The organism is Ruminiclostridium cellobioparum subsp. termitidis CT1112, from assembly GCF_000350485.1.
Classification (GTDB): domain Bacteria; phylum Bacillota; class Clostridia; order Acetivibrionales; family DSM-1351; genus Ruminiclostridium; species Ruminiclostridium termitidis.
In genome coordinates, this window is the sequence record NZ_AORV01000065.1 from 173,257 (window position 1) to 198,260 (window position 25,004).

The 25,004-nt window shown below is 40.9% G+C and carries 24 protein-coding genes; 4 read left to right on the plus strand and 20 right to left on the minus strand.

Going from position 1 to position 25,004, the window contains the following annotated elements; genetic code table 11:
- Nucleotides 1-299 precede the first annotated feature (299 nt).
- Complete coding sequence (locus tag CTER_RS22975; RefSeq protein WP_004629890.1) at nt 300-719, plus strand: hypothetical protein; 420 nt, start codon at nt 300-302, stop codon at nt 717-719.
- A gap of 99 nt (nt 720-818) precedes the next feature.
- Here CTER_RS22975 and thrS read toward each other — a convergent pair whose 3' ends face one another.
- Together thrS and CTER_RS22990 are read right to left on the minus strand one after the other, a co-directional pair.
- Nucleotides 819-2,756, minus strand: coding sequence for a threonine--tRNA ligase (gene thrS / locus CTER_RS22980; RefSeq protein ID WP_004630118.1), 1,938 nt, complete (start codon nt 2,754-2,756; stop codon nt 819-821).
- 364 nt (nt 2,757-3,120) lie between these two features.
- Entirely contained in the window at nt 3,121-3,888 is a 768-nt protein-coding gene (locus CTER_RS22990; RefSeq protein WP_004630248.1) for a fumarylacetoacetate hydrolase family protein, read from the minus strand.
- A gap of 218 nt (nt 3,889-4,106) precedes the next feature.
- Between CTER_RS22990 and CTER_RS28460 the strand changes: the two genes are divergently transcribed.
- Nucleotides 4,107-4,256, plus strand: a complete 150-nt coding sequence (locus CTER_RS28460) for a hypothetical protein (protein ID WP_165585979.1) — start codon at nt 4,107-4,109, stop codon at nt 4,254-4,256.
- Nucleotides 4,257-4,466: 210 nt separating this feature from the next.
- Here CTER_RS28460 and CTER_RS22995 read toward each other — a convergent pair whose 3' ends face one another.
- Nucleotides 4,467-5,240 (minus strand): ComEA family DNA-binding protein, encoded by a 774-nt coding sequence (locus CTER_RS22995; protein ID WP_004630098.1) that lies wholly within the window; start codon nt 5,238-5,240, stop codon nt 4,467-4,469.
- Between the two features lie 332 nt (nt 5,241-5,572).
- On the opposite strand from CTER_RS22995, the gene CTER_RS23000 reads away from it, so the two are divergent.
- Together CTER_RS23000 and CTER_RS23005 are read left to right on the plus strand one after the other, a co-directional pair.
- Nucleotides 5,573-6,901 (plus strand): D-alanyl-D-alanine carboxypeptidase family protein, encoded by a 1,329-nt coding sequence (locus tag CTER_RS23000; RefSeq protein WP_004630202.1) that lies wholly within the window; start codon nt 5,573-5,575, stop codon nt 6,899-6,901.
- A gap of 194 nt (nt 6,902-7,095) precedes the next feature.
- Entirely contained in the window at nt 7,096-8,814 is a 1,719-nt protein-coding gene (locus CTER_RS23005) for an AMP-binding protein (protein ID WP_004629739.1), read from the plus strand.
- Between the two features lie 120 nt (nt 8,815-8,934).
- Here the strand turns inward: CTER_RS23005 and CTER_RS23010 are convergent, their stop codons facing one another.
- The 17 genes from CTER_RS23010 to purE all read right to left on the minus strand — a co-directional run bounded on the left by CTER_RS23010 (nt 8,935) and on the right by purE (nt 24,790).
- Nucleotides 8,935-10,551 carry an ABC-F family ATP-binding cassette domain-containing protein gene (locus CTER_RS23010; protein WP_040761975.1) on the minus strand — a complete coding sequence of 539 codons (1,617 nt, stop codon included), beginning with the start codon at nt 10,549-10,551 and terminating at the stop codon, nt 8,935-8,937.
- Nucleotides 10,552-10,605: 54 nt separating this feature from the next.
- Nucleotides 10,606-11,964: an MATE family efflux transporter gene (locus CTER_RS23015; RefSeq protein ID WP_004629707.1), complete on the minus strand. Its 1,359-nt coding sequence runs from the start codon at nt 11,962-11,964 to the stop codon at nt 10,606-10,608.
- 2 nt (nt 11,965-11,966) lie between these two features.
- Nucleotides 11,967-12,308: a ribosome silencing factor gene (gene rsfS / locus CTER_RS23020; protein ID WP_004629654.1), complete on the minus strand. Its 342-nt coding sequence runs from the start codon at nt 12,306-12,308 to the stop codon at nt 11,967-11,969.
- Between the two features lie 50 nt (nt 12,309-12,358).
- Complete coding sequence (locus CTER_RS23025) at nt 12,359-12,895, minus strand: LytR C-terminal domain-containing protein (RefSeq protein ID WP_004630041.1); 537 nt, start codon at nt 12,893-12,895, stop codon at nt 12,359-12,361.
- A 54-nt stretch (nt 12,896-12,949) separates the two neighbouring features.
- Complete coding sequence (gene yqeK / locus CTER_RS23030; protein WP_004629864.1) at nt 12,950-13,537, minus strand: bis(5'-nucleosyl)-tetraphosphatase (symmetrical) YqeK; 588 nt, start codon at nt 13,535-13,537, stop codon at nt 12,950-12,952.
- A 64-nt stretch (nt 13,538-13,601) separates the two neighbouring features.
- Nucleotides 13,602-14,207, minus strand: coding sequence for a nicotinate-nucleotide adenylyltransferase (gene nadD, locus CTER_RS23035; protein WP_479725123.1), 606 nt, complete (start codon nt 14,205-14,207; stop codon nt 13,602-13,604).
- 224 nt (nt 14,208-14,431) lie between these two features.
- Nucleotides 14,432-14,989, minus strand: coding sequence for a CBO0543 family protein (locus CTER_RS23040; RefSeq protein WP_004630241.1), 558 nt, complete (start codon nt 14,987-14,989; stop codon nt 14,432-14,434).
- 156 nt (nt 14,990-15,145) lie between these two features.
- Nucleotides 15,146-15,346, minus strand: a complete 201-nt coding sequence (locus CTER_RS23045) for a hypothetical protein (RefSeq protein ID WP_040761918.1) — start codon at nt 15,344-15,346, stop codon at nt 15,146-15,148.
- Nucleotides 15,347-15,411: 65 nt separating this feature from the next.
- On the minus strand, nt 15,412-16,587 hold the full coding sequence (locus tag CTER_RS23050; RefSeq protein ID WP_004630014.1) for a macrolide family glycosyltransferase: 1,176 nt from the start codon (nt 16,585-16,587) through the stop codon (nt 15,412-15,414).
- A 114-nt stretch (nt 16,588-16,701) separates the two neighbouring features.
- Nucleotides 16,702-17,271 carry a PadR family transcriptional regulator gene (locus tag CTER_RS23055; protein WP_004630096.1) on the minus strand — a complete coding sequence of 190 codons (570 nt, stop codon included), beginning with the start codon at nt 17,269-17,271 and terminating at the stop codon, nt 16,702-16,704.
- A 101-nt stretch (nt 17,272-17,372) separates the two neighbouring features.
- Entirely contained in the window at nt 17,373-17,816 is a 444-nt protein-coding gene (locus CTER_RS23060) for an AAA family ATPase (RefSeq protein ID WP_004629830.1), read from the minus strand.
- 306 nt (nt 17,817-18,122) lie between these two features.
- Entirely contained in the window at nt 18,123-19,397 is a 1,275-nt protein-coding gene (purD, locus tag CTER_RS23065) for a phosphoribosylamine--glycine ligase (protein WP_004629674.1), read from the minus strand.
- Nucleotides 19,398-19,452: 55 nt separating this feature from the next.
- The gene (gene purH, locus CTER_RS23070; protein ID WP_004630259.1) at nt 19,453-20,997 is read right to left on the minus strand and encodes a bifunctional phosphoribosylaminoimidazolecarboxamide formyltransferase/IMP cyclohydrolase; all 1,545 of its coding nucleotides are present in this window, start codon (nt 20,995-20,997) and stop codon (nt 19,453-19,455) included.
- 23 nt (nt 20,998-21,020) lie between these two features.
- Nucleotides 21,021-21,689, minus strand: coding sequence for a phosphoribosylglycinamide formyltransferase (gene purN, locus CTER_RS23075; RefSeq protein ID WP_004629808.1), 669 nt, complete (start codon nt 21,687-21,689; stop codon nt 21,021-21,023).
- Nucleotides 21,677-22,708 (minus strand): phosphoribosylformylglycinamidine cyclo-ligase, encoded by a 1,032-nt coding sequence (gene purM, locus CTER_RS23080; RefSeq protein ID WP_004629778.1) that lies wholly within the window; start codon nt 22,706-22,708, stop codon nt 21,677-21,679. The genes purN and purM overlap by 13 nt, the downstream gene beginning before the upstream one ends.
- Nucleotides 22,709-22,784: 76 nt before the next feature.
- Nucleotides 22,785-24,248 carry an amidophosphoribosyltransferase gene (purF, locus tag CTER_RS23085; protein WP_004630031.1) on the minus strand — a complete coding sequence of 488 codons (1,464 nt, stop codon included), beginning with the start codon at nt 24,246-24,248 and terminating at the stop codon, nt 22,785-22,787.
- Between the two features lie 29 nt (nt 24,249-24,277).
- A complete protein-coding gene (purE, locus tag CTER_RS23090; protein WP_004629644.1) occupies nt 24,278-24,790 on the minus strand; it encodes a 5-(carboxyamino)imidazole ribonucleotide mutase in 513 nt (170 codons plus the stop codon).
- Nucleotides 24,791-25,004: the final 214 nt, after the last annotated feature.

Consider the following 25,004-nt stretch of genomic DNA (forward strand, 5'->3'; position numbering starts at 1 on the left):
TCATATATGATAAAATTCCAAATTAAGCCAACAAAGCACTAAAAAATATTATAACATAGCAGATAATGTGCCGCAAATAATATAAATTCTTCTGAATATGTTATCTGTGGCCTCTTGAAATCTGCATCCTCACAGAGTATCCCAATAGAGATTATTTACATTTTTAAACGGTATTAATACATATTTGTTTTTTTTACCTTCCAGCCCGGACTCATTTCATCTGATCCTAAGATTATGGGGAGATTTAGCCGATAACAGATTAACAGATTTTTTATATAAATTATATTGGGAGTGATATTATGGAATTATTTGAACTAATCTCATACTTAAAGGAAACAGCAGATTACATTGAATTTTCTTTTTATAAGAATTCTTCCGAGATCATGGGTGCCATTTCACAAAAAGGTATTGATGAAGTACTCAATATACTTACTTTAACGGAATTAAGAAAAGGAGTCTTTGAATGTGCCACCACCTGGGAAGTCAGCCCGGATTGCTGCCTGAGCAAAAATGTAACCATTGATATGTCAGGAGAAATGATTTATATCACTGAAACTCTGGAAAGCAGGGACAGCAAAAATTTAATAAAAACCGAAGCTGTTGCCGGCAGCGATTTTGAGAGGGAATACAGTGAAATATTAAGTATGTTAAAGAGTAAATCGCTTAACAGAATTGAAAAAGATCTGTTAACAAAAGTTGTAGCTGCCTTTTTCAATTGAATAAAGTTTAAAGAAGCTGCTGGCAAATCGGTTTCCTGCCGGTTTGCCAGCTAAACCACGTGCTTCGTTTATAAATTTCAGAAAACTGCTTTTATATTATTATTTAGCCCTGGTTCTGATTTCCTCCACGATCCTGTCGACAAATTCCTGGGCTGCCAAAATTCCGAGATCTCCGTCTTTTCTGGATCTGACTGCCACAGCACCGTTTTCCATTTCCTTATCGCCTATTACCAGCATATAAGGTATCTTTTCCATCTGGGCTTCCCTTATTTTGTAACCTATCTTTTCATTCCTGTAGTCAACTTCAACTCTTACACCTCTGTCTTTCAACATCTGTGCAACCTTTTGAGCAAAGTCGTGATGCTTTTCAACCAATGGAAGTATTTTTGTCTGTACAGGACACAACCAGGTCGGGAAGGCACCGGCGTATTTTTCGATCAGCATTGCAAGAGTTCTTTCATAGCAGCCGATTGAGGTTCTGTGAATAACATACGGGTGCTTCTTTTCATTGTTTTTATCAATATAAACCATATCCAGGCGTTCTCCAAGTGCAAAATCAACCTGTACGGTTATTATTGTATCTTCTTTTCCGTGTACATTTCTGAACTGGATATCCAGCTTTGGGCCATAGAAGGCAGCCTCACCCTCAGCTTCCTTGTATTCAATCTGCAGATGATCCAGAATGGTTCTCATCTTGTCCTGAACGTCCTCCCAATCCTCCGCACTTCCGATATACTTTTCCTTGTTGTTGGGATCCCATTTTGAGAACCTGTAGGTTACATCCTCCTGTATGCCCAAAGTCTCCATCATATATTTGATAAGGTCGACAACACCCTTGAATTCCTCTTCCAGCTGTTCGGGAGTACATACCAGGTGGCCCTCGGAAATTGTAAACTGGCGGACACGGATAAGGCCGTGCATTTCACCCGATGCCTCGTTTCTGAAAAGAGTCGAAGTCTCGCCGTACCTGATGGGAAGATCGCGGTAGCTGTGGAGCTTTGATTTGTATATCATAAACTGGAAGGGACAGGTCATAGGTCTGAGGGCCATTACTTCATCGTCCTTTTCCTCGTCACCCAGTATGAACATGCCGTCCTTGTAGTGCTGCCAGTGGCCTGATAGTTTGTACAGGTCACTCTTGGCCATAAGAGGAGTTTTTGTAATGACATAGCCTCTTCTTTCCTCTTCGTCCTCAACAAATCTTTGCAGGGTCTGTACGATCTTGGCACCTTTAGGCATAAGCAGCGGCAGACCCTGACCGATTTCTTCCACGGTTGTGAACAATTCCAGTTCTCTTCCCAGCTTGTTGTGATCACGCTTCTTTGCCTCTTCCAGCCTGGTAATGTATTCATCCAGTTCGCCCCTCTTTGGGAAAGCAGTACCGTATACCCTCTGGAGCATCTTGTTTTTTTCATTTCCTCTCCAGTAAGCACCTGCGGCACTCATAAGCCTGATAGCTTTGAGCTTTCCTGTTGAAGCAAGGTGGGGCCCGGCACACAGGTCCACAAAGTCGCCCTGCTTGTAGAAGGAAATTTCCTCTCCTTCGGGGAGGTCCTTTATGAGTTCAACCTTGTAGGGTTCGCCCTTCTCCTCCATGAATCTGATTGCTTCTTCTCTTGGGAGAGTATATCTTTCCAGGGGCAGATCTTCCTTTATTATTTTTTCCATTTCCTTCTCAAGCTTCGAAAGGTCCTCAGGTGAGAAATTCTTTTCAATATCAAAGTCATAGTAGAAACCGTTATCAATTGCAGGACCGATTGCCAGCTTTACATTTGGGAACAGTCTTTTAACAGCCTGTGCCAGTACATGCGAGGCCGTATGCCTGTATGCGAGCCTTCCGCCTTCATCCGAGAAGGTGAGCAGGTTCAGGGAACAATCCTTTTCCAGCTTGAAATTCAGATCCTTGACCTTTCCGTCCACTTCACCTGCAAGCGCGGCTCTTGCCAGGCCTGCACTGATACTTTCGGCAACTTGAAGTATGGAAATACCCTCCTGGTATTCCTGAACACTTCCATCTTTTAATGCTATTTTAATCATATGCTGTCTCCTTTTCTCTATTTTATTATAAAAATAAAACTCCCGTCCTGAAGTCAATCATAAATTGACTATATAAGGACGAGAGTTATCTCGCGGTTCCACCCTACTTGCAGCTCGTTGCATATCAAAATTTTGATATTGCAGATTATAACGTAATCACCGATCAGGCTCCGAGGTGGTTTTCGGTAAAGTGCAGGTCCGGTTACTTTCAGCTGTTGTATCCGGTCTCTGAAACCCCATTTTTTACTTACTCTTCTCATCAACGCCTTTGTCAATATAACAACAATATAATTAATTATATTCTCACACAATTTATGTGTCAATACTTCAATAGGCCGCAGCACTTTGCCAGATATTGCCTGTATCAGCAATCAGCCTGTTTTACATGATTTGTCAGCCTGCCTATCCCCTCTATTTCCACCTCCACCACGTCACCCGGCTTCATGGGACCCACACCTTCCGGTGTTCCTGTTGTAACAACGTCTCCAGGTTCAAGAGGAATGACCTTTGAAATAAAGCTGATAAGGTAGTCGGTCTTGAATATGTGCATGGAAGTATCCCCGTGCTGCTTGACCTGTCCGTTCAAAATCAGCTTTACATCCAGTTTGGTATAATCCAGACCGGTAACTATATAAGGTCCTATGGGACAGAAGGTTTCATAATTTTTTCCTCTGGTCCACTGACCGTCCGACTTCTGAATATCCCTCGCCGTAACATCGTTCAGACAGGTTGCTCCCAGAATATATTCGGAGGCCTGTTCCGGCTCAATATTTTTGCAGTATTTTTTGATAACTACGGCAAACTCCGCTTCGTAATCAACCCGGTTGGATATCTCCGGCAATATAATTGAATCATCCGGCCCTATTACGGTATGAGGAAGTTTTATGAAGATGACAGGATTCTCAGGTATATCCCGGCCGGAAAACTCTTTGACGTGATCCGCATAATTCAGCCCGACAGCTACAACCTTACCCGGTTTGCAGGGTGCCAAAAGCCTGACATGGCTCAAATTGTACCTTTTATCGGTCACTGCCGGATTTTCAAAAATACTGCCCTGTATTTCGGTAATCTCATTTCCATCTAAAATTCCGTACTTTTCCATTCCATCGGCTAAAAATCTTAAATACTTCATATTAGTTACCCCCGTTCCGCGGCTTGCAGAGTCACATACCTACTTAAAACCAAATTACTTGTTTGAGTGTTATTGAGAGCAATTATAGCACAGCATAATTTCTGCTGCAACAAAAAATCCGTATATGGTGTCCTTCTGCTGACTACTCGCCTAATTTCTTGGAAATAATATTTGTTGATGCAATTTAGTACCCTGCAAGGTAATATAGGGAGGCAAAGTTGAGAAACACCAGATTTAAAAGATTTAAAAAATTCAGACATAAAAAGCTATTCAGCGTAATTCTTTTCGGTATTTTGGTGCCATTAATTTCTTTGCTGCTGGCGTATATACTGGTATCAGTACTGATATTGCCGTCATTAACAAGGTGATTGTTAATATTGTATATAATATTACATTATTCGACCGGCAAAATCGTTTATAAATGCCATTTGAAATACTTCATTATAATACTATAATAAATAGTGAAAATTTAATTATATTTTCCTCCTTTAAATTATTTTACAACCGGCTTGTTTATACAAGCCGGTTTTTGTTTTACCGGATTTTAGCGGTCTGTAACCTCCAAAACGCATATTGTACTAAATGCATATATGATCTTTTATTTTATCAAAGGTTTTCTGTTTTATTCCGGTTATTTTCATCAAATCGGTAACCTTCTTAAATCCACCGTTTTTATCTCTGTATTCAATAATGGCCTTTGCAGTTGCAGGTCCAACATTGGGCAGTCCCTCAAGTTCAGCCTGGGTGGCTGTATTTATGTTTACAAGATTGGTTTTCGCATTTCCGCCTGCTTTTACCTGTTCATCCGCAATCACTGCCCCCAGGCTGTCACTGATAATATCCACACCGCTGTTCAGGATATCCGGTGTCCCGGCTTTTTTTGAGTCTGAAGCAGGGGCGGCAGTTTTTGCCTTGTTATCCGGTTGAGCAGCACTTTTAGCAGCTGCAGCTGTTTTCCCTTTGATCTTCAGCATGGTATTATCCTCCAGCCGGTAAGCCAGATTTATATTATCCAGATCAGCCTCCTTTGTGGCTCCTCCTGCCAGCCTTATGGCATCTTCTATGACATTGCCCTTCTCAAGCATCACAACGCCGGGTTTATTTACACATCCCACAATGTAAACCTTGATGCTTTCGACTGTTTCCTCCTCCCCCCCGCTTTCCCGGTCAATACCGCTTTTTTCACTCCCCGCAGTTATTGGTGCTCTTTCTATCACCGGCTCCTTCAACGGCTGATATACCTGCTTTAAAAAGTATCCCAGCAGGCCTGAGCCGGCAACCATTAATAAAATGACTGCTAAAAGCAACACCTTGTTGATAAAGTATTGCTTTCCAAATATGCATATTTCCATAATACCTCCTTAATACTTTTGAATAAAATGACATGGTTTTAAATATTGATTTCTTGCTTTAACCCAATTTTAATGGCACAAATCACAAGAATGACGCATATTAATCTAATAAAGGCTGTTTTTTTTCGATACGCGAAATTTTAGAAATAACCTGGAAAACACTGCCGTATGCACGAATTTCAGCGGCTTAAGAAATTAAAAGAATTGATCTATTAACATTATAATACAATTACTGTCAAATTACTATATATATAACAAATGTTGTCGAAAGGTTTCATATTTTTGGTTTTTGTTTTATACTTATATAAGATGTATTTTACTGAGGAGGAAATATGAAGAAAGCACTAGTTACATTAATACTTGCCATCATTCTTGCATTTCAAATCTCACCCGCTTTTTGCAAAGATCTGGATATTGATGCAGCCGCCTACATATTGATGGACGCCAAGACTGGAAGTGTTTTATATGAATACAACCCCGACGCCCGTCTGAGACCCGCAAGTACAACCAAAATAGCAACTGCACTTGTCGCTCTGAAAAAAGGTAATTTAAGTCAGGTTATGACTGCAAGCAAGGAAGCCGTTTCCGATATCGGAGTCGGCGGAATGAATATAGGAATTATACCAGGTGAACAACTTACGCTGGATAATTTGCTCCATGCATTGTTAATTGCATCGGCAAACGAAACTGCGAATATTATAGCTGAAAATCTTTTCTCCGGTAAAGAAGAGTTTATGAAGGAAATGAATAAAATGGCTGCCGAGGCCGGTGCAAGAAATTCCACTTTCACCAACCCCTGCGGTATAGACGAATATGAAAAGGATGCGGAGCACTATTCAACTGCAAGGGATCTGGCTCTGATAGCAAAAGAATGCTTAACCTTCCCAACTTTCCGGGAAATCATAGGCCGGAAGAAATTAGACATGCTCAGTCCTACAAATAAGCATAACAAATGGAATGTATTGAGCAACACCAACAAAATGCTGGGCCAGTCATATAATTATGGACCGGATACGGGAGATGACAGAAATCAGTTTACCGTAACAGGTTTAAAGACCGGTTCAACCGTGCGTGCAGGTGCCAACTTCATTGCATCGGCAGTAAACAAGGATGGCCTGGAGCTTATCTCAGTCATACTGGGAGTAAACAACAAACCCGGAAGGACAGTTTTTGATTTTACTGAAACTTTACTTCGGGCAGGATACGAAAATTACTCAAACCAGCTGATAATTGACAGAAACGAAATAATAAAAAAAGTTGTTGTACAGGATGCGGCAGATGATGGCCAGCTGGATCTGGTGACAAACGGCAAGGTTGAGGCCATTTTACCCAATGACAAAAATCTCTGGAAGATTGATGAAAAAGTGACCATAAAGGAGAATTTAAAAGCTCCTGTCACAAAGGGTACCGTTCTGGGAAATATAGCATATACACTTGATGGAGTAAACATAGGCAAAGTTGATATTGTTTCCTCCAGAACAATCGATCAGAGTATGAACGCAAAGATTAAGGCTTATGTAAATAAATTTACTTCTTCTCCCTGGTTCAAATTTGGATCAATAACCTTGGCCGTTGTAATATGCTTTTTTATTTTAAGAAAGATATTAAGAAAAATATCCAGAAGAAGGATTTATAAGATAAAAGAAAGACATAAATGGTAATTTATTTGATTTTTATTTACTTCATATATTGATTTAATTTCAATATACTTATATTATAGTATGTGTTTGATAGTAATATATGGAATGAACCATTATGACTGGTTATGTGGGTTCTGGAGCTTGGAATGGTTCAATCGGAAACGATTAGGAGTTAAAATAACAGCATTTATTGCTTATTAAGAGAGGTGTAATCAATGAGAGCCGAACCGATTTACCAACTCAGAAAAGTCAAAGATCTAAAAGATATGATGGTTCAGAGTACAAATTTATTCGGATCAAGAAATGCATTTTTAATCAAAGGCAAAAATGGAGAATATTACGCAAAGACATATATAGAATTAAAAAATGATATTGATGCTTTGGGAACTGCTCTAATTGATATGGGTTTAAAGGATAAAAAAATAGCTATATTATCTCAAAACAGGGCCGAGTGGTGTACAACCTACTTAACGGTGACCGGAGGGGTCGGTGTGGTTGTTCCGTTAGACAGGGAGCTTCCCTACAATGAAGTTGAGAACCTTACTTCAAGAGCAGGCGTGGACGCCATTGTATTTTCTTCAAAACACAGAAGTGACATGCTGAAGCTTTCCAGAACCTCGGATATTAAGTATTTTATTGATATGGACCTGGATGCGGATGACGATAACAATTTTCTTTCACTCCCAAAATTGATTGAAAAAGGTGAATCCCTGCTGGCAAATGGTGACAAGAGCTATCTGGATGCCGAAATAGACGAAAACAAAATGGCGGCTTTGATTTTCACTTCAGGAACCACAGATCTGGCAAAGGGTGTTATGCTTTCCAGCAAGAACATAGTTTCTGACGTCATATCGGTATGTTCCATGCTGTATCTGGATGAAACCGACAGCGGACTTTCCATACTGCCGCTCCACCACACTTATGAATGTACCGCCAATTTCCTTGTAATGATGTACAACGGCTGCTGCTTCTCTTTTAATGAAGGCTTGAAGTATATCGTACAGAACCTGCAGGAAACCAGGCCGACAATTTTGATGCTGGTGCCGCTGATTCTGGAAAATATGCATAAGAAGATAATAAAGCAGGCCTCAAAGAATTTGTTGAGCAAAATAAAGTTGAATGTTGCCCTTGAAATAAGTAATTTCCTTTACTATTTCTTAAAAATTGACATACGGAAGAAAATATTCAAGCAGGTTCATAATATATTCGGAGGAAGAGTCAGGCTTGTCATTTCAGGAGCTGCCGCCATAAACCCCGATGTGTCAAATGATTTATGCGCAATGGGAGTAAGGATTGTTCAAGGTTATGGACTTACAGAATGTGCTCCTATCGTATCCGTTAACAACGACCGTGGCTTCAGACATGACTCGGCCGGGAAGGCGCTTGCCGGAATAGATATCGAGGTTGAAGATATAGGCGAAGACGGCATAGGAGAATTCGTAGTGACCGGGGATAATGTAATGCTGGGTTATTACGAAAATCCGGCAGCTACAAGCAAGGTGCTGAAAAATGGCCGCCTGTACACCGGTGACCTGGGCTATATTGATGAAGAAGGATATATTTATATAACGGGAAGGAAGAAAAATGTCATTGTAACTAAAAACGGCAAGAACATATTCCCCGAAGAGGTTGAAGCATACCTTGCAAAGTGTCCTTATGTTAAGGAAAGCCTTGTATGGGGCCGTTTTGATGAAGAGTCCGGCGAGACTGAGGTAAATGCGCAGGTTGTAGTGGATATTGATGAAATAAAAGAAAAACTCCGCCTGAATATTATTTCCAATGATGAAGTATACAAGCTGATCCAAGCCGAAATAAAGGAAATAAACAAGCAAATGCCCATGTACAAACGGATCAAGGACTTCACCATCCGTGAGGAAGAGTTTGCCAAAACCACTACTAAAAAAATCAAGAGATATGTTGAAAACATAGGCTAGTTTTACAGATATATGATAAATTAAACCAATATGAGAACAGATATTTAAAATTAAGGGTACGGAAGCAATGTTCCGTACCCTTCTGTTATGTGGATAGTTTTTATTATACTGCAGAGTTTCCTATGACCACATTTCTTTTCTGAGAGCCTGAATATCCTCATTTTCAAGGTACTCGTCATAGGTCATCTGTCTGTCGATGATTCCCTTTGGAGTTATTTCAATAATTCTGTTTGCTATGGTCTGCACAAATTCATGGTCATGGGAGGTAAACATTATTGTTCCCTTGTAGTTGATAAGGCCATTGTTCAGTGCAGTGATGGATTCCAGGTCAAGGTGGTTTGTAGGTTCATCAAATAAAAGGACATTTGCTCCTGAAAGCATCATTTTTGCCAGCATACAGCGGACCTTTTCTCCTCCTGACAGTACCGAAGCCTTTTTTAATGCCTCCTCGCCCGAAAACAGCATTCTTCCAAGCCAGCCTCTCAGGAAGGTTTCTGTCTGATCCTTGGAATACTGTCTCAACCAGTCCACAAGGCTCAGATCAACTCCGTCAAAGTATTCCGAGTTATCTCCGGGAAAATAGGCCTGCGAGGTTGTTATTCCCCATTTAAAATCACCGCTGTCGGCTTCCATCTCACCCATAAGGATTTTAAACAGCGCAGTTTTTGCGTTTCCGTAAGTTCCCACAAAAGCTATTTTATCACCCTTGTTTACTATGATATTTACATCCTTTAAAAGCTGCTCGCCCTCAATTTCCTTTGATATGCCGCTTATCACAAGAAGGTCGTTACCGGCTTCTCTTTCAGGCTTGAAATCTACAAAAGGATATTTTCTTGAAGAAGGCCTTATGTCTTCCAAAGTCAACTTATCCAGCAGTTTTTTACGGGAGGTGGCCTGCTTTGATTTGGAAGCATTGGCACTGAACCTCTGGATAAACTCCTGCAGCTCCTTCATTCTTGCCTCGGTTTTCTTATTTGCATCCTTTGCCTGCTGCAGGGCCAATTGACTTGACTGATACCAGAAGTCATAGTTTCCGAAATATAATTGTATTTTACCGAAATCGATATCCGCAATCTGGGTACAAACCTGGTTCAAAAAGTGTCTGTCATGGGAAACAACTATTACTGTGTTTTCAAAGTTTGCAAGGAAGTTTTCCAGCCAGGTTATTGAAGCCACATCAAGGTGGTTGGTCGGTTCGTCCATGAGCAGTATGTCAGGGTTTCCGAAAAGTGCCTGGGCCAGCAGAACCCTTATCTTTTCGGTACCGTCAAGGTCTTTCATCAGCTTGTAGTGATACTCTTCACCTATATTCAGGCCGTTTAGCAGAATAGCCGCATCTGATTCGGCCTCCCACCCGTTTAATTCTGCAAATTCTGCTTCCAGTTCAGAGAGGCGGATTCCCTCTTCCTCAGTGAATTCGGATTTTGCATATAACTTTTCTTTTTCCTCCATTATTTCAATGAGTCTTTTATGACCCATGATCACAGTCTTCAGAACCTCGAATTCATCATATTCATAGTGGTTCTGCTTAAGTACTGCAAGCCTTTCACCGGGTGTAATGGATACATCTCCCTTACTGGGCTCTATTTCACCCGAAAGAATCTTTAAAAAGGTTGATTTTCCCGATCCGTTGGCCCCGATCAAGCCATAGCAATTACCCTTTGTAAATTTGATATTAACGTTTTCAAATAAAGCCCGTCCCCCGTATCTCAGGGAAATACCGTTTGCACTAATCATTTTTCTTTTTACAGCGGAATAATTTCTTCCGCTATTCACCTCCATTTGTTATATTTAAATTGTAATATTTGCCCATTTACCTTTTTTAAATCTTACCAGATACATTGCCGACCTGATGGAAAAATCCAGAACCAAGGCTATCCATGCAGCAGTTATTCCGGTGTTAAACAGCAATCCCAGAATAAAAGTTACAAATACCCTGAAACACCATATGCCCACAAAGCTTGTGATCATGACATATATTATGTCCCCTGCACCTCTTAATGCATTGGATACCACAGTTACAATCGATACAAAGGGCTGTGAAAAGCTGAAAATCCTTATAGCCGCTGTTCCGATTGAAATTATTCCAGGATCATTTGTATATATTCTGATCAAACTTCCGGCAAAGATAAACAGAAGACTTGAAATTACAACAGTGATCATCAGGCATATCTTAATGGTTTTCCAACCGGCTTTTTTTGCAAGATCTATCCGCCTGGCCCCCAGGCTTTGACCGACAATAGTCGTTGCTGCCAGGCCGAAGCCGAATATTGGAACAAAACACATGGAATTAATAGACATTACTATCTGATAGACAGTTGATGCTTCAGTACCCATCCGTGATATTACCACCTGCAGTATAAGAAATCCGCCCTGCATAATAAGCTGTTCCATTGAAGCCGGTATTCCCACATGAAGAATTCTCTTAAGCAGCTGAAAATCAAAAGTCAGCTTTCCTTTCAGGCTGAAGGACAATGCAACGGATTTGCTCAGAACTACAAGCAGACTAAGCAGCCCACCCACACCTCTTGATACGCATACAGCAATTGCCGCACCTGTGATACCTTTTTTTTCAATTGTCAAATTACCAATACTAACCCCATATATTAAAACATAACTTAGAACAATGTTCAATATATTTACCACATTTGCAATGAGCATGGGCGTTTTTGTGTCGCCTGCCCCTCTCAGGGAACCGCTGATTATTATATTGGAAAACATTAAAGGCAGTGTTATCAAGGTTATCTTAAAGTAGCCGGCAGCCATCTCAACCACCGATCTTTCGGCACCGCTGAAGAATACCGAAATTACCGGTTCCGCAAAAATGATCAGCAGAATGGCTATCACTGAAGACGCCGCAAAGCCGATCAGGACACATTCCTTTATTGCCATTTTTGCGTTTTCGGTATCACCTTCCCCTATCAGCCGGGCAATAATAACCGTGCATCCGGTGGACAGGGCTACAAAAAACACCTGAATAAAGCCAAACAGGGAATTTATAAAGCCTACCGCCGCAACTGCCTGATTGCTTAAGTGCCCTACAAAAGCCAGTGAAACAACCCCTACAATCATAATCAATAGCTGTTCCACAACAGCTGGAACAGCTACTTTAAAAATACTTCCTCTAATATTATTCTCATCTACAACCATTTTTATCTTATATTAGTCAATACTCCATCTGACCAAAGCCTCTCTAAATTGTAAAAGCCCCTGTCCTCCTGATGGAAAACATGGATTACAACATCGGAGTAATCCAGCAGTATCCACCTTGCTGTTTCATAGCCTTCCTTGTGGTGTGCATGAAGCCCCATTTCGCCCAGCTTGAAGTCCAATTCGTCAGCTATTGCTTTTATATGGGTTGTGGAGGTTCCGCTGCAAATAATGAAATAGTCGGCAATTTCAGTAATGTTTTCAATATCGATTATACTTATATCTCTTGCTTTCTTTTCTTCCATAAATGATACGATTTTCTCTACCAATCTTTTAGAATCCAAATGTTTGCACCTCGTCCTAAGCTAAATTTTTAATGAAAAAATTAATTTTATTACGGATTAAAATCACTTCCTAAAATAATTGTCACATCATACCTGGAATCCGGCTGTAATTCTTCCTTAACCACCGAAATCTTCAGTACATCCTTAATAACGTCCGGTATTACACCTTTTTTTCTGATTATAATCTGTGACGTACCCTGCTTTTCCGCATTTGTGCCTGCACTGACTTTATAGCCCTGAGCTTCCAGCATGCCTCTTGTATCTTCGGCCAGTCCGTTTTTGTCGGTGCAGTTTAACACTTCTATAATCAATTTCTTATTGTCAACCGTGGATTGAGCCACAGTATCCTTTGACGGTTCACTTTTTTTCGTGGACTCGCTGTCGACAATTATTTTTTTTGGAGCACTGCTTTCCGACGACTGTTCTTTTGGCGTCTGTTTTTTTACCTCCACGACTTCCTTGTCAAATACCCCGGAGTCCCTTGTAAAATTAGCACCTACTATAATTGATGAAAATAACAATAAAAAAGTTCCAATTGTATAAAATGCAATCTTCATAAATTTACTTACATTACTCTTATTACTCATATTACTCTTATTACTCTTATTACTCTTGTTTCTCATAATTTAATAATTAACCCCTTAAATTCTGATCTGATTATTATCAGAAATCAACATTAAAATACTGTTCCTGGCTTTAATAGTATTGGGATGGATCAATCCCCTCTGGTGAATGACATATTTGATTATATTGTCAAAAGAACCGATTAAAGCCCTGTTTATATCTTCATAGGCCAGCTTTCTCACATTGTCGACCTCACTGTGTGTTCTTCCAGGCTCTATGTAATCTGCAAGAAAAATAATTTTATCCATCATATTCATTTCCGGATATCCCGTAGTATGATACCTGATGGCGTTCAACACAATTTCATCATTGACTCCGTACTTTTCACAGGCTAATATCGCACCCACTTCGCCGTGCATTAAAAACACCTGCCGCTTTTCAAGCTCACTTAGCTCTATTCCATGAATCCTGCAATATTCAAGTGTTTCATCATCTCTCAAGTTTTTTGCACAATCGTGCAGGAGGCCTGCTACGGCTGCCGCTTCCATGTCTTCACCATAATGTTCGGCCAGCGAAACGGCTGCCTTCATGGTATTGACCGAATGAATATATCTTCCCGGCTTCAAGGCTTGTTTTAACAAGAGATCCATTTGGTCCAGCTTCATAGTCATTTTCCTTTTTTATAATTCAATTGCGCTTAATTACCTTCCAAAATATCAGGAAGTAATTTTACTGCTGATATAGTTTGTTTTTAATAATATATTCTTCAACCTCTTCTTTAACGAGGTACTTAACCGACTTTCCAGCCTTGATCCTGTCTCTGATAAAGGTTGAGGATATGTCAAGAAGCGGAATTTCAAAGCTTCTTATATTTATTTCATACTCTCTCTTTAATTCAGCTAAGCGCTTGTTGAAGGCTTCATCTGAAAAGCCCGGCCTCATGACGGCAATAAAATCAGTCAGTTTGAAAACCTCCCGGGCATTTCTCCAGGTCAACAGATCCAATAGCACATCTGCACCGATTATATAGTTAAATTCTGTTCCCTCAGGGTAACGCCGGTGTAATTCTTTTAATGTATCGACAGTATAGGTATAACCTGACCTTTCTATTTCTATCGCCATAGCTTCAAAGCTTGAATTTGAACCGACAGCACATTTGACCATGTTTAATCTGTGCACAGGAGCCGTGACATCTTCCAAACTTTTATGCGGGGGCATACCTGATGGAATAAATAATACCCTGTCAAGCCCATATTCACATCTTACCAATTCTGCAACGGCAAGATGCCCTGTATGAATCGGATCAAAAGTTCCTCCGCAAATGCCAATTTTCAAGAGTGTATCTCCCATCTGGAAATTCCTTTTTATAAATGCCCGATATCCGGTAATCTGTAATATCCAAATCCCCCTTATGGAATAACGTTTTAGATATCACAGACTGCTGATTATTATAATACAAGTGATATTATAGCATAAAAATATTAACTATTTATTAAAAAATATAAAAACACGGTGTTAAATAATAGAAATTTTAAGATGTGCCTATGCGAAATGGCCTGTTATTCCTGAGCTTGCCGGTACTTTTTCATAATGACCATGGTTAGAGCTTTTAATAAAATTGCTATAATTATATAAATCGGAAATGAATATATATGCTTCCAGGTTAATAAAACATATATTTTTAAAGCGACAAATATCGGCTCGCCGACAAAAGTAAAGAACGCTGCTGAAAAAAAATTGGCCAGCAAAAATGATTTCCAGCGGCAAGCATACTGATAAACCAGCATGTACCATACCGGCAGCATTGAAAAGTTCATAGGTATGAGTCTTGGAAAATATGGTTCTATGTCAATGTAGTACTCCCATAAATTGAGCTGACACCCGAATTCGTCAAGAAATGTGACCACTGTTACCACAAGAAGCCCATAAATAAAGATTTCTGCAAGTCTTTTTTTGTCCACAAGTTTTGCCCAGATTATCCATGGAATTATCAGCATGGCCAACAACAGCCAAAACTGAAAGGAGAATACTTCAAATTTGCACCAATGCTTGAATTGCAGAATAATAGCCTTACTTTGAGCATCCAGTATCTGCTGGAAAGACGGAGATTGATCCATTAGCCATAAACCTTCCTTTATTAGGTGATATTACATGATACAACTATTATTCTCAATCAAACAGTAAATATTATTCACAATTAATCTTAGTAAACAAAAAAACTGCTTGAAACAGGCTAAGTTTCAAACAGGCTTTAACCAGTGCATTTTATCGGGTCAGTCCTCGGACAAAAACTCCAGCCAGAGAGAGCAAAGATTCATCGCACCTCTAAAGCCCATGTATGCAGGAGTATACCAGTTGAAATTCCATGAATCCAGTCCTCTGCTAATGGCCGGTGCAGTATCTTTTCCTGCCTTTGCCAGCACTTCTTTGCCTGCCATAAGAATACCCGTGATATTCCGGTCAATATTTTTCATCCACACGGCTTCATTCCAGTATGGTTAAGCTTCAGCTTTCTTTTTCTTTTGTTCACTCTTACCAATTAACCCTTGTGCTGTAAAATATAATCCGCGGCGATCTTATATCCGCCGGCTTGAATAAATGAATTCCCCAGCTCAATGCTCTTTTGCTTATAGCTGCCGTTTGTCAATATCTGAGTAACATAATCCCTTAATAGCTCCGGAGTAATTTCACTCATTTTCATACTTAACCCCGCACCCAGATTTACCAGCCGGTGGGCAACCATCGGCTGGTCATTGGCCTGAGGCACTGCGATGACTGGTACTCCGTAATACAGTGCTTCATTTACGCTGTTAAGGCCGCAATGACTGATAAATACCGAAGTTCTTTTTAATACTTCAAGCTGGGGTACATGATTTCTTATGATTATATTGCCTGGAATTTCACCAAAAGCCGCCATATCAACCTTATTACCAACAGACATAATAACTTTGTACTTCTGACCCCCAAAGGCTTCCATACATTTTGTGTAAAAATCCATGTATTGATTGTTGATGGTCCCAAGCGAAATATAAATTATTGTGCCGGTATCCAGCTCTTCCAACAGTGAATCGTTCTTTTCTGCCCTTGCCAATATGGAGAGTCCCACAAATCTAAAGCTTTCATCGAAGCTTTCACCCTCCGGCTGAAACATTTTTGATGTAAATACCAGATTCAAATACTCTCTTTTAAAAAATATATCCATAATCTCAAGGTTGTCCAAATTCCATTCCTTTCCGGCCTCTTCCAATTCTTTGTATAAAAGATCCAACTGCGGATGAAAACCCGGTTCCAGCATATGTAACGGCAGAGGCGGTTTATTCATGGCAAATGATGTACAGGAACATACAGCCGGGAGCTTCAGCATCCTGGCCACTATATTTCCCCCGCCAAGCATGGCATCATGTATGATCAAATCTATACCGGCATCCTTTATCTTTTCCATTACCAGTGGAACTACGGTTCTATCCATCTTTATTATAAATTCAACCAGTGAGTAAAAGGGATGCTCACCGCTGGGTCTGTATCCTTCAAAGAATTGCTTCAACTGAAATCCATAATCAATAAATTCGGCCCCGGCAGCTTCAATCTTCTGTTTAAACTCAGCGGTTGAGAAATAGATAACCTCCTGCCCCCTGCACACTAATTCTTTTACCAGCGGTAGAGTAGGGTTCATGTGCCCGTGTGCATTACCATTTAAAAACAATATTTTTGACATATAACCTCCTGGGATATACTCTTAGTATCTATTTACTATATCTTTATTTAATATATCATAATGATATATTATGGCTAAAAATTTTTTGCCAGACTATCAAATATAATTACTAATTTAATTTTCTTTCTTAAAATTGTGAGTCCTTATACGCTCAATGGTCTCTTCACACCATTTGATTCTGAACTCCGCGTCATATATGCCATACCTGATCGTGGAAATCCAATATGGATATCCGTCATCTTCCCGGACTTTATTACTGCTTGTGTATTCATTCTCAATGCGGTAATATCTTTCCAGGCTTCTGCAATGACCTTCCTTTACCCTCTGGAGCTCTTTTATCATACTATCGGGAGGAATAACCTTTGCAAAAGTCAGCTTAAGCAGCAGCTCCAATCTCTGAGGAGCCTGTATGGTGGGGCTCATCAACCACTCTGTAAGTTCTTCCCGCCCTTTATCAGTTATAAAATATACATTCCGTGGAGGTCTTCCTTCATTTTGTTCAACTTTCTTTGTTATGACGTTATCCTTTTCCATTTGTTTAAGCACAGGATAAATATGACCAAAATTTTCATTCCAGAAATAAGATATGGATTTATCGCAGATCTTTTTTATGTCATAACCCGAACCCGGTTCAATACTCAGTACTCCTAAAATCGCATATCTGGTTTTATTAATTTTCGGCATGGTGCACCCCAACAATATAATTAAAATAGACACTATGTTTACAATTTATTTCATTAAATAATATATCATTCTGATATATATGTCAATATCGCTGACGCCTTTTATAAACTGAAACTGTCAATAATAAAATTGCCGTCCTGGCCGATTCTCACATAAAACAATTCATTAAAACCCTCTCCAAGTGTTGGTGGCTCAAGTTTTGCATGAGTATTTCTGATTCCCGGTAGAGGTACATTCTCTTTACCTTTTCTCTTGCTGTTTCTATAAATAGCCTCTTTAATATCTGAATTAAAATAATAGCCAATAACTTTAAAGCGGGCACTATGGGCCATATCAATATACCTCTTTCGATCAGCAGCAGTAGAATTTGTATTGTCCACGACAAAAGATTGTCTGGCTTTAATACAGGCCTCCAGAATAATACTTTCCCTGGTCCGCGTTTTCAGCATATCAAGATTTATTCTGATATGAGTATTTATAAAATTTTCCTTATAAAATGTGCTCTTGCCTGTTGCCTGTATACCCGTAAAAATTATGGCTTGCATGTTTACCTCATGAAGAAAGTCTTGATTTCCCCGGGAGACTTTGCTTTTTCCTTTACATGTAGTATAGTTCCCACCCTCAAATACTTTAAAACTTATTTCATATCAGTAGTTTTAAAATGATAATTCCTTTTAATATTTTTTGTGATGTGAAAAATTTTTGGCGTTTCACAAAATTACTATACCATAATAAACAGCTTACCCGGTATCCTCAAAGATTGAGGTGACCAGTTAAGCTGTTTTATAAAGTTTCTTTTTACCAAAGTCAATTACGGTTTAAAGCCTTCGCCTTCCAGGCGAATTATGCTTTCAGCCGATAGTAATTGACTTTTTCCCTATATCCTTCCTGTAGTGCATACCCTCAAAGCTGATTTTCTCAATACCGGCATAAGCTTTGCTGATAGCCTTTTCCATGTTTTCTTCCACCGCCGTAACACCCAGTACTCTTCCGCCTGCCGTATAGAATTTACCGTCGGTACAGCTTGTACCTGCATGGAAGATAGTTAGGTTTTCATCTGCTTCTGCTGCTTCCAAACCGCTTATTTCAAGGCCGGCAGGATATTTTCCAGGGTATCCGCCCGAAGCTGCTATAACGCATACTGCAGCATTATCGCTCCATTCGATTTTTATCCCGGCAAGCTCCTCATCTATTATGGCATTAAATATGTCCAGCAGATCGGTTTTAAGTCTCGGAAGCACGACCTGAGTCTCAGGGTCTCCAAAACGCGCATTGTACTCAATGACTTTAGGTCCGTCTTTTGTTATCATCAGACCAAAATATAAAATTCCTTTGAATTTACGGCCTTCCATGTTCATAGCCTCTATGGTTGGTATGAATATCTCCTTCATGCATTGCTCTGTCAGTTTGCCGTCATATATCAAGCTTGGTGAGAAGGTTCCCATCCCGCCTGTATTCGGCCCCTGATCATGGTCAAATACACGTTTGTGGTCCTGTGACGAAACCATGGGCACTACAGTCTTTCCGTCCGTAAAGGCCAATATGGACACCTCGGGGCCCTCGATAAATTCCTCTATGACAACCTTGTTTCCCGCTTCTCCGAACACCCTGTCATTCATGATGCTGTTCACTGCAGTTTTGGCTTCGGCTATGGTCTGAGCTATAATAACACCTTTTCCAAGTGCCAGGCCGTCGGCTTTGACAACAACGGGTGCGCTGCAGATATCAAGGTACTTTAGCGCCCCGGCACTGCTCTCAAATACCGCATAACCGGCAGTAGGTATATTGTATTTTTTCATCAGATCCTTTGAAAAGGATTTGCTGCCTTCTATAATGGCTGCCGCCCTGACCGGACCAAAGGCTCTGATGCCTGCAGCCTCAAGTGCGTCTACCATCCCCGCCACCAGAGGATCATCGGGTGCCACCACAACAAGATCCATTTTATTCGCTCTGGAGAAATTAACTATCCCCTCGATATCCGTGGCTTTAATGGGAACACAGGAAGCAAGTTTAGAGATACCGCCATTTCCGGGAGCACAGAACAATTCACTTATCTTCGGGCTTTGAGAAAGCTTCCATATTATTGCATGCTCTCTTCCACCCCCGCCAACTACCAAAACCTTCATTTGGACCCTCCCTGATTTTCTTAGTGGTTTGTAACATCTTAGATGTTATTGACCATTAGTGTTTGAAATGTCTCATTCCTGTTAATACCATTACTATGCCGTGCTTGTTGCAGGCATCGATTGATTTCTGGTCATTCAATGAACCGCCGGGCTGGATTATTGCCTTGATCCCCGCCGCTGCAGCTGCTTCAACACAATCTTCAAAGGGGAAGAAGGCATCCGAGGCCATAACAGCACCCTTTGATCTTTCTCCTGCATATTCGATTGCGACTCTTGTGGGAACTATTCTGTTTGTTTGTCCGGGGCCGACGCCGATTGTCATCTTACCCTTGGCAAGTGCTATACCGTTTGATTTTGTATGCTTGACCACCTTCATGGCAAACACCAGATCTTCCAGCTGTTCACTGGTAGGTTCAACATCTGTGACAACCTTCAGCTCCTCTTCATTAAAGAGCTGGCTGTTATACTTCTGAACCAGAAGACCGCCGCATACCTTTTTCATATCAAGCGTGTCTGCAGAAACTTTTTCCGAGATTCCCTCAAGCTTGAGCAATCTGATGTTCTTCTTCTGTGAAAGAATTGCAAAAGCCTCATCAGTAAAGGATGGTGCAACAACTATCTCAACGAAAATCTTATTGATCTCTTCAGCTGTTTTTGCATCTATTTCCCTGTTGGCAGCGATGATTCCTCCAAAAATGGATACGGGATCGGATTCATAGGCTCTCATGTAGGCTTCATATATTGTTGCTGCGCTGCCCACTCCGCATGGATTGGTATGCTTGACGGCGACAACCGTAGGCTCGTCAAATTCCTTAACAAGTTCGATTGCACCGTTTGTATCGTTTATGTTATTGTAGGACAATTCTTTTCCGTGAAGCTGAACGGCACTTGGCAGAACTCCTCTGTTGGCTCCCACTTCCTTATAGAAAACAGCCTTTTGATGGGGATTCTCACCATAGCGCATATCCTGTACCTTTTCAAAGGTAAGTGAAAGAGTTTCGGGGAAGTCAATGTCACCGAGGGTATCTCTGAGATATTTGGCTATAAGTGTGTCATAGTGACTTGTATGTTCAAAAACCTTGTATGCAAGTCTGAATTTTGTTTTCACACTTACATCACCTGTTTCATTGAATTCCGAAAGCACTTTTTCATAGTCTGCAGGATCGACGACAACTGCAACGTCCTGATAATTCTTTGCGGCAGCTCTTAACATGGTAGGTCCGCCTATATCAATATTTTCGATAGCTTCTTCAAGCTCCACGTTTCCCTTTAATATGGTCTGTTTGAACGGATAGAGATTTATAACAACAATATCAATGGTTTCAACGCCCAAGTCCCTGATCTGTTTCATATGTTCTTCATTGCTTCTGATGGCAAGCAGTCCGGCATGAACCTTGGGATGAAGTGTCTTAACCCTTCCATCCAGACACTCGGGAAAACCTGTGATGTCCGAGATGTTTGTAACCTTTAAGCCTGCGTCAGACAAAGCTTTGGCCGTACCTCCGGTAGATATGATCTCCACACCCTTTGCAGCCAGATTTTTGGCAAAATCAACTATGCCTGTCTTGTCCGAGACACTGATTAGTGCACGTTTAATCATTACCCAATCCTCCAATCGAATTTTTAAATTGAATATTTTTTACTCGCCGCCGATAGGACGGGAGCTGTTTTCTTGATCAGTACCTTCTTTCCCTCAATAACCAATCTGTTTTCAGCAAACAGTTTAATGGCTTCGGGCAGTATTTCCCATTCGGCTTGCTCCATAACCCTTTTCTGAAGAATTTCCGGAGTGTCACCCTCCTCTACATAAACAGCCTTTTGAAGTATGATGGGTCCTGTATCGGCCTCAAGCTCCACAAAATGTACTGTTGCTCCGGTGATTTTAACACCTGATTCCAATACGTGTCTGTGGGGAATTATTCCGTAGAACCCCTTTCCGCAGAATGCGGGAATCAATGAGGGATGAATATTTATAACCCTGTTTGTGTAATATTTGTTAAAACGTTCTCCCAGAATGGAGAGAAAACCCGCCATAACAACCAGCTCCACCTTATGTTCAACAAAATGGCTGATCAGCGCTTCGTCGTATTCATCTATATTATTGAAGAACTTTCTGGAAATACATGTGCCCCCTATTCGGTATTTTTTTGCCCTCTCAAGAGCAAATACGCCGGGTTTGCTGGATACGACGGTCGCAATTTCAACATTCCTTATGTATCCGCTTTCTATCTTATCAATTATGGCCTGAAGGTTTGAACCTCCTCCAGACACCAATACGCCTATTTTAAGCATATGATTTCAACTCCTGTTTCGCCTTCTGTGACAGTTCCGATAATATATGCCGCTTCGCCTGCTGATTTAAGATAAGCTGTAATTTCCTCAGCCTTTTGGCCGTCTACTGCCATAACAAGCCCTATCCCCATATTGAAGGTGTTGTATATATCTCTGTCCTCCATATTGCCCAGGCCTCTCAAAAGCTCAAATATGGGCAATACCGGCCAGGTTCCCTTTTCAATATTAACTTTTAGACCTTCAGGTAACATTCTTGGTATATTTTCGATAAAGCCCCCGCCGGTTATATGTGAAATTCCCTTTATCTCATATTTTTCAATCAATTCCAGTACGGTTTTCACATATATTCTGGTTGGCTTGAGGAGTTCTTCCCCCAGGGTGCAGCCCAGACTTTCCACATATTCCTTCAAGTTCTTTTCGGTGGGATTTATCAGTTTGCGGACCAGGGAATAACCGTTGCTGTGAATACCCGAAGAGGGAAGTCCTATCAGCTTGTCTCCCGCCTTTATTTTTTTACCGTCAATGATTTTGTTCCTGTCCACTATCCCAACGGCAAAGCCTGCCAGATCATACTCGTCAACAGGGTAAAAGCCCGGCATTTCGGCCGTCTCCCCTCCGATCAGCGAGCAGCCCGACATAAGGCAGCCCTCTGAAACGCCCTTTACGATTTCTGCAACCTTTTCGGGATAGTTTTTGCCGACAGCGACATAATCCAGGAAAAACAACGGTTCTGCACCGCTGCATACTATATCGTTCACGCACATTGCAACACAGTCAATACCCACTGTATCATGTTTGTTCAATAGAAAAGCCATTTTCAATTTTGTTCCTACTCCGTCAGTACCCGAAACCAAAACAGGCTGTTCATATTTTGACTTGTCCAGGCTGAATAAGCCCCCGAAGCCTCCCAGCTCAGTCATTACCTCCGGTCTGAACGTACGTTTTACATGGTTCTTCATTAACTTGACTGCTTCATAACCTGCCTCAACATCTACACCTGCATCTCTGTAAGTGGTCATATTAACCTCCATGAGCCGCTTAGCGGCCACAAAATATTATTGATGAAAATTTACTCACTCCCACACCGGCTTTGCATCAGCTGCCGCAGCTGAATTTGTCTCCTTCGGCCGGAACTTCTATGGGATAGTCACCCGTCAGACAGGCAGAACAGAAGCCGCATCTGGAATCAACAGGAGTCTGCAGGAGTCCTTCCAGGCTCAGGTAGCCCAATGAATCGGCACAAATCATTTCTCTTATCTCTTCGACAGAAAGCTTGTCTGCTACAAGCTCTTTTCTTGATGATATATCAATTCCGAAATAGCATGGAAATTTAAGAGGGGGTGAGCTCACTCTCATATGTACCTCTTTTGCTCCGGCTTTTTTAAGGATCTTTACTATTCTTCTTGTAGTGGTACCCCTGACTATGGAATCATCTATGATTACGACTCTTTTGCCTTCAATTGTCTTTTTAATGGCATTGTGCTTTATTCTGACAGCCACCTCTCTCATACCCTGACTGGGCTGAATAAAGGTTCTTCCCACATATCTGTTCTTGACTATACCCTCGCCATATGGAATTCCTGTCTGCTTTGAAAAGCCGATAGCAGCGGATATGCCTGAATCAGGCACACCTATTACAACATCTGCATCGACCGGATGCTCAATAGCCAGGAGCTTTCCAGCTTCGTACCGGGACTGTTGAACGCTTGCCCCGTCAATTACGCTGTCGGGTCTTGCAAAATATACAAATTCAAATATGCAGAGCTTTGTATCCTTGTTGTTGAAAACTTTTATAGATCTGATTTCATTATTTTCTATGGTTACAATTTCACCGGGTTCGATATCCCTGATAAATTCGGCGTTGACCGCGTCAAGGGCACAGGATTCTGATGCAATGACGTAGGAGGACGAGGTCCTGCCTATGCATAACGGCCTGATGCCGTAAGGGTCCCTGACACCCAGCATTTTGTTTGCGGTCATTAAAATTAGTCCGTAAGAGCCCTTAACGTCCTTCATCATTTTTTCAACCGCTTCTTCTAAGGTCTCTGAAGTAATACTGTGCTTTGTAACCAGATTAACAAGAACTTCTGTATCATTGGTGGTTTGAAAAATGGTTCCGTTGTCTTCCATCTGTTCTCTGAGAATTGAGGCATTAACAATATTACCGTTGTGTGCAAGGGCAATTTGTCCGTTTCTTGATCTTACAACTATGGGCTGTGCGTTCTCGCGTTTGCTGGCGCCGGTGGTGGAGTATCTCACATGCCCCACAGCCATTGTACCCTGAAGATGGGTTAACAGCACCTTGTCAAAAATTTCAGGAACCAGACCCATATCCTTGTGAAATACGATGGTTTCCTTGTCACTTACTGCAATACCAGCGCTTTCCTGTCCTCTGTGCTGAAGTGAGTACAGGCCGTAATAAGTCATTCCTGCAACATCCATATCATTGTTATCAGTTGAATATATCCCGAATACTCCGCACTCTTCATGCATTTTGTCCATCCTGTCGTCGAAGCAGTCAAGGTTTTCGCATTGCATGCATTGTCCAAATTCACACATGAGTAACTCCTTTTTATTGCCTTATTGGTTTATATTTCCTCAAGTTTCTTCTGAAGTTCCTTATTCTTTTTTTCTACTTTTTCAGCCAGGGATTTTTTATATTCAACCATTTTGTCCCGTAAACCGTGATAAGCTACCGACAGGATCTGAACCGCAAGCAATGCGGCATTTTCGGCTCCGTCAACGGCAACCGTTGCAACTGGAATTCCAGATGGCATCTGGACGATTGAAAGAAGTGAATCAAGTCCGTCAAGTGTTGACGACTTTATGGGTACTCCTATAACAGGAATTGGGGTGTAGGCAGCCAGCACTCCCGGAAGATGCGCAGCCTTTCCCGCCGCAGCTATGATAACATCGATTCCGGTTGCTTCCGCATTCCGTGCAAACTCGGATGCCTTATCAGGTGTTCTGTGAGCTGAACATACCATTACGTCACATTGAACTTCAAAATCCTTTAGAATTTTAATACAGCTTTTCATTACCGAAAGATCGGAATCGCTTCCCATAATTACCGCTACCCTGGCATCTTTAGAAATACACATGCTATTTGCCTCCATTGTTAATATTAATATTAATTAATTGTGAACATTTTTAACCTTTTTAAAAAAATTATTCGCCTTTTGATACAATAATATTATCAAAGAATAAAGACCATTGTCAATTAAAAAAGCGAACAATTTTCAATTGTTCGCCCCAAATATTCGGATTATTGCAATATCCTCAAGTGATCTGCTCATACATTACCTGCTTAAAATT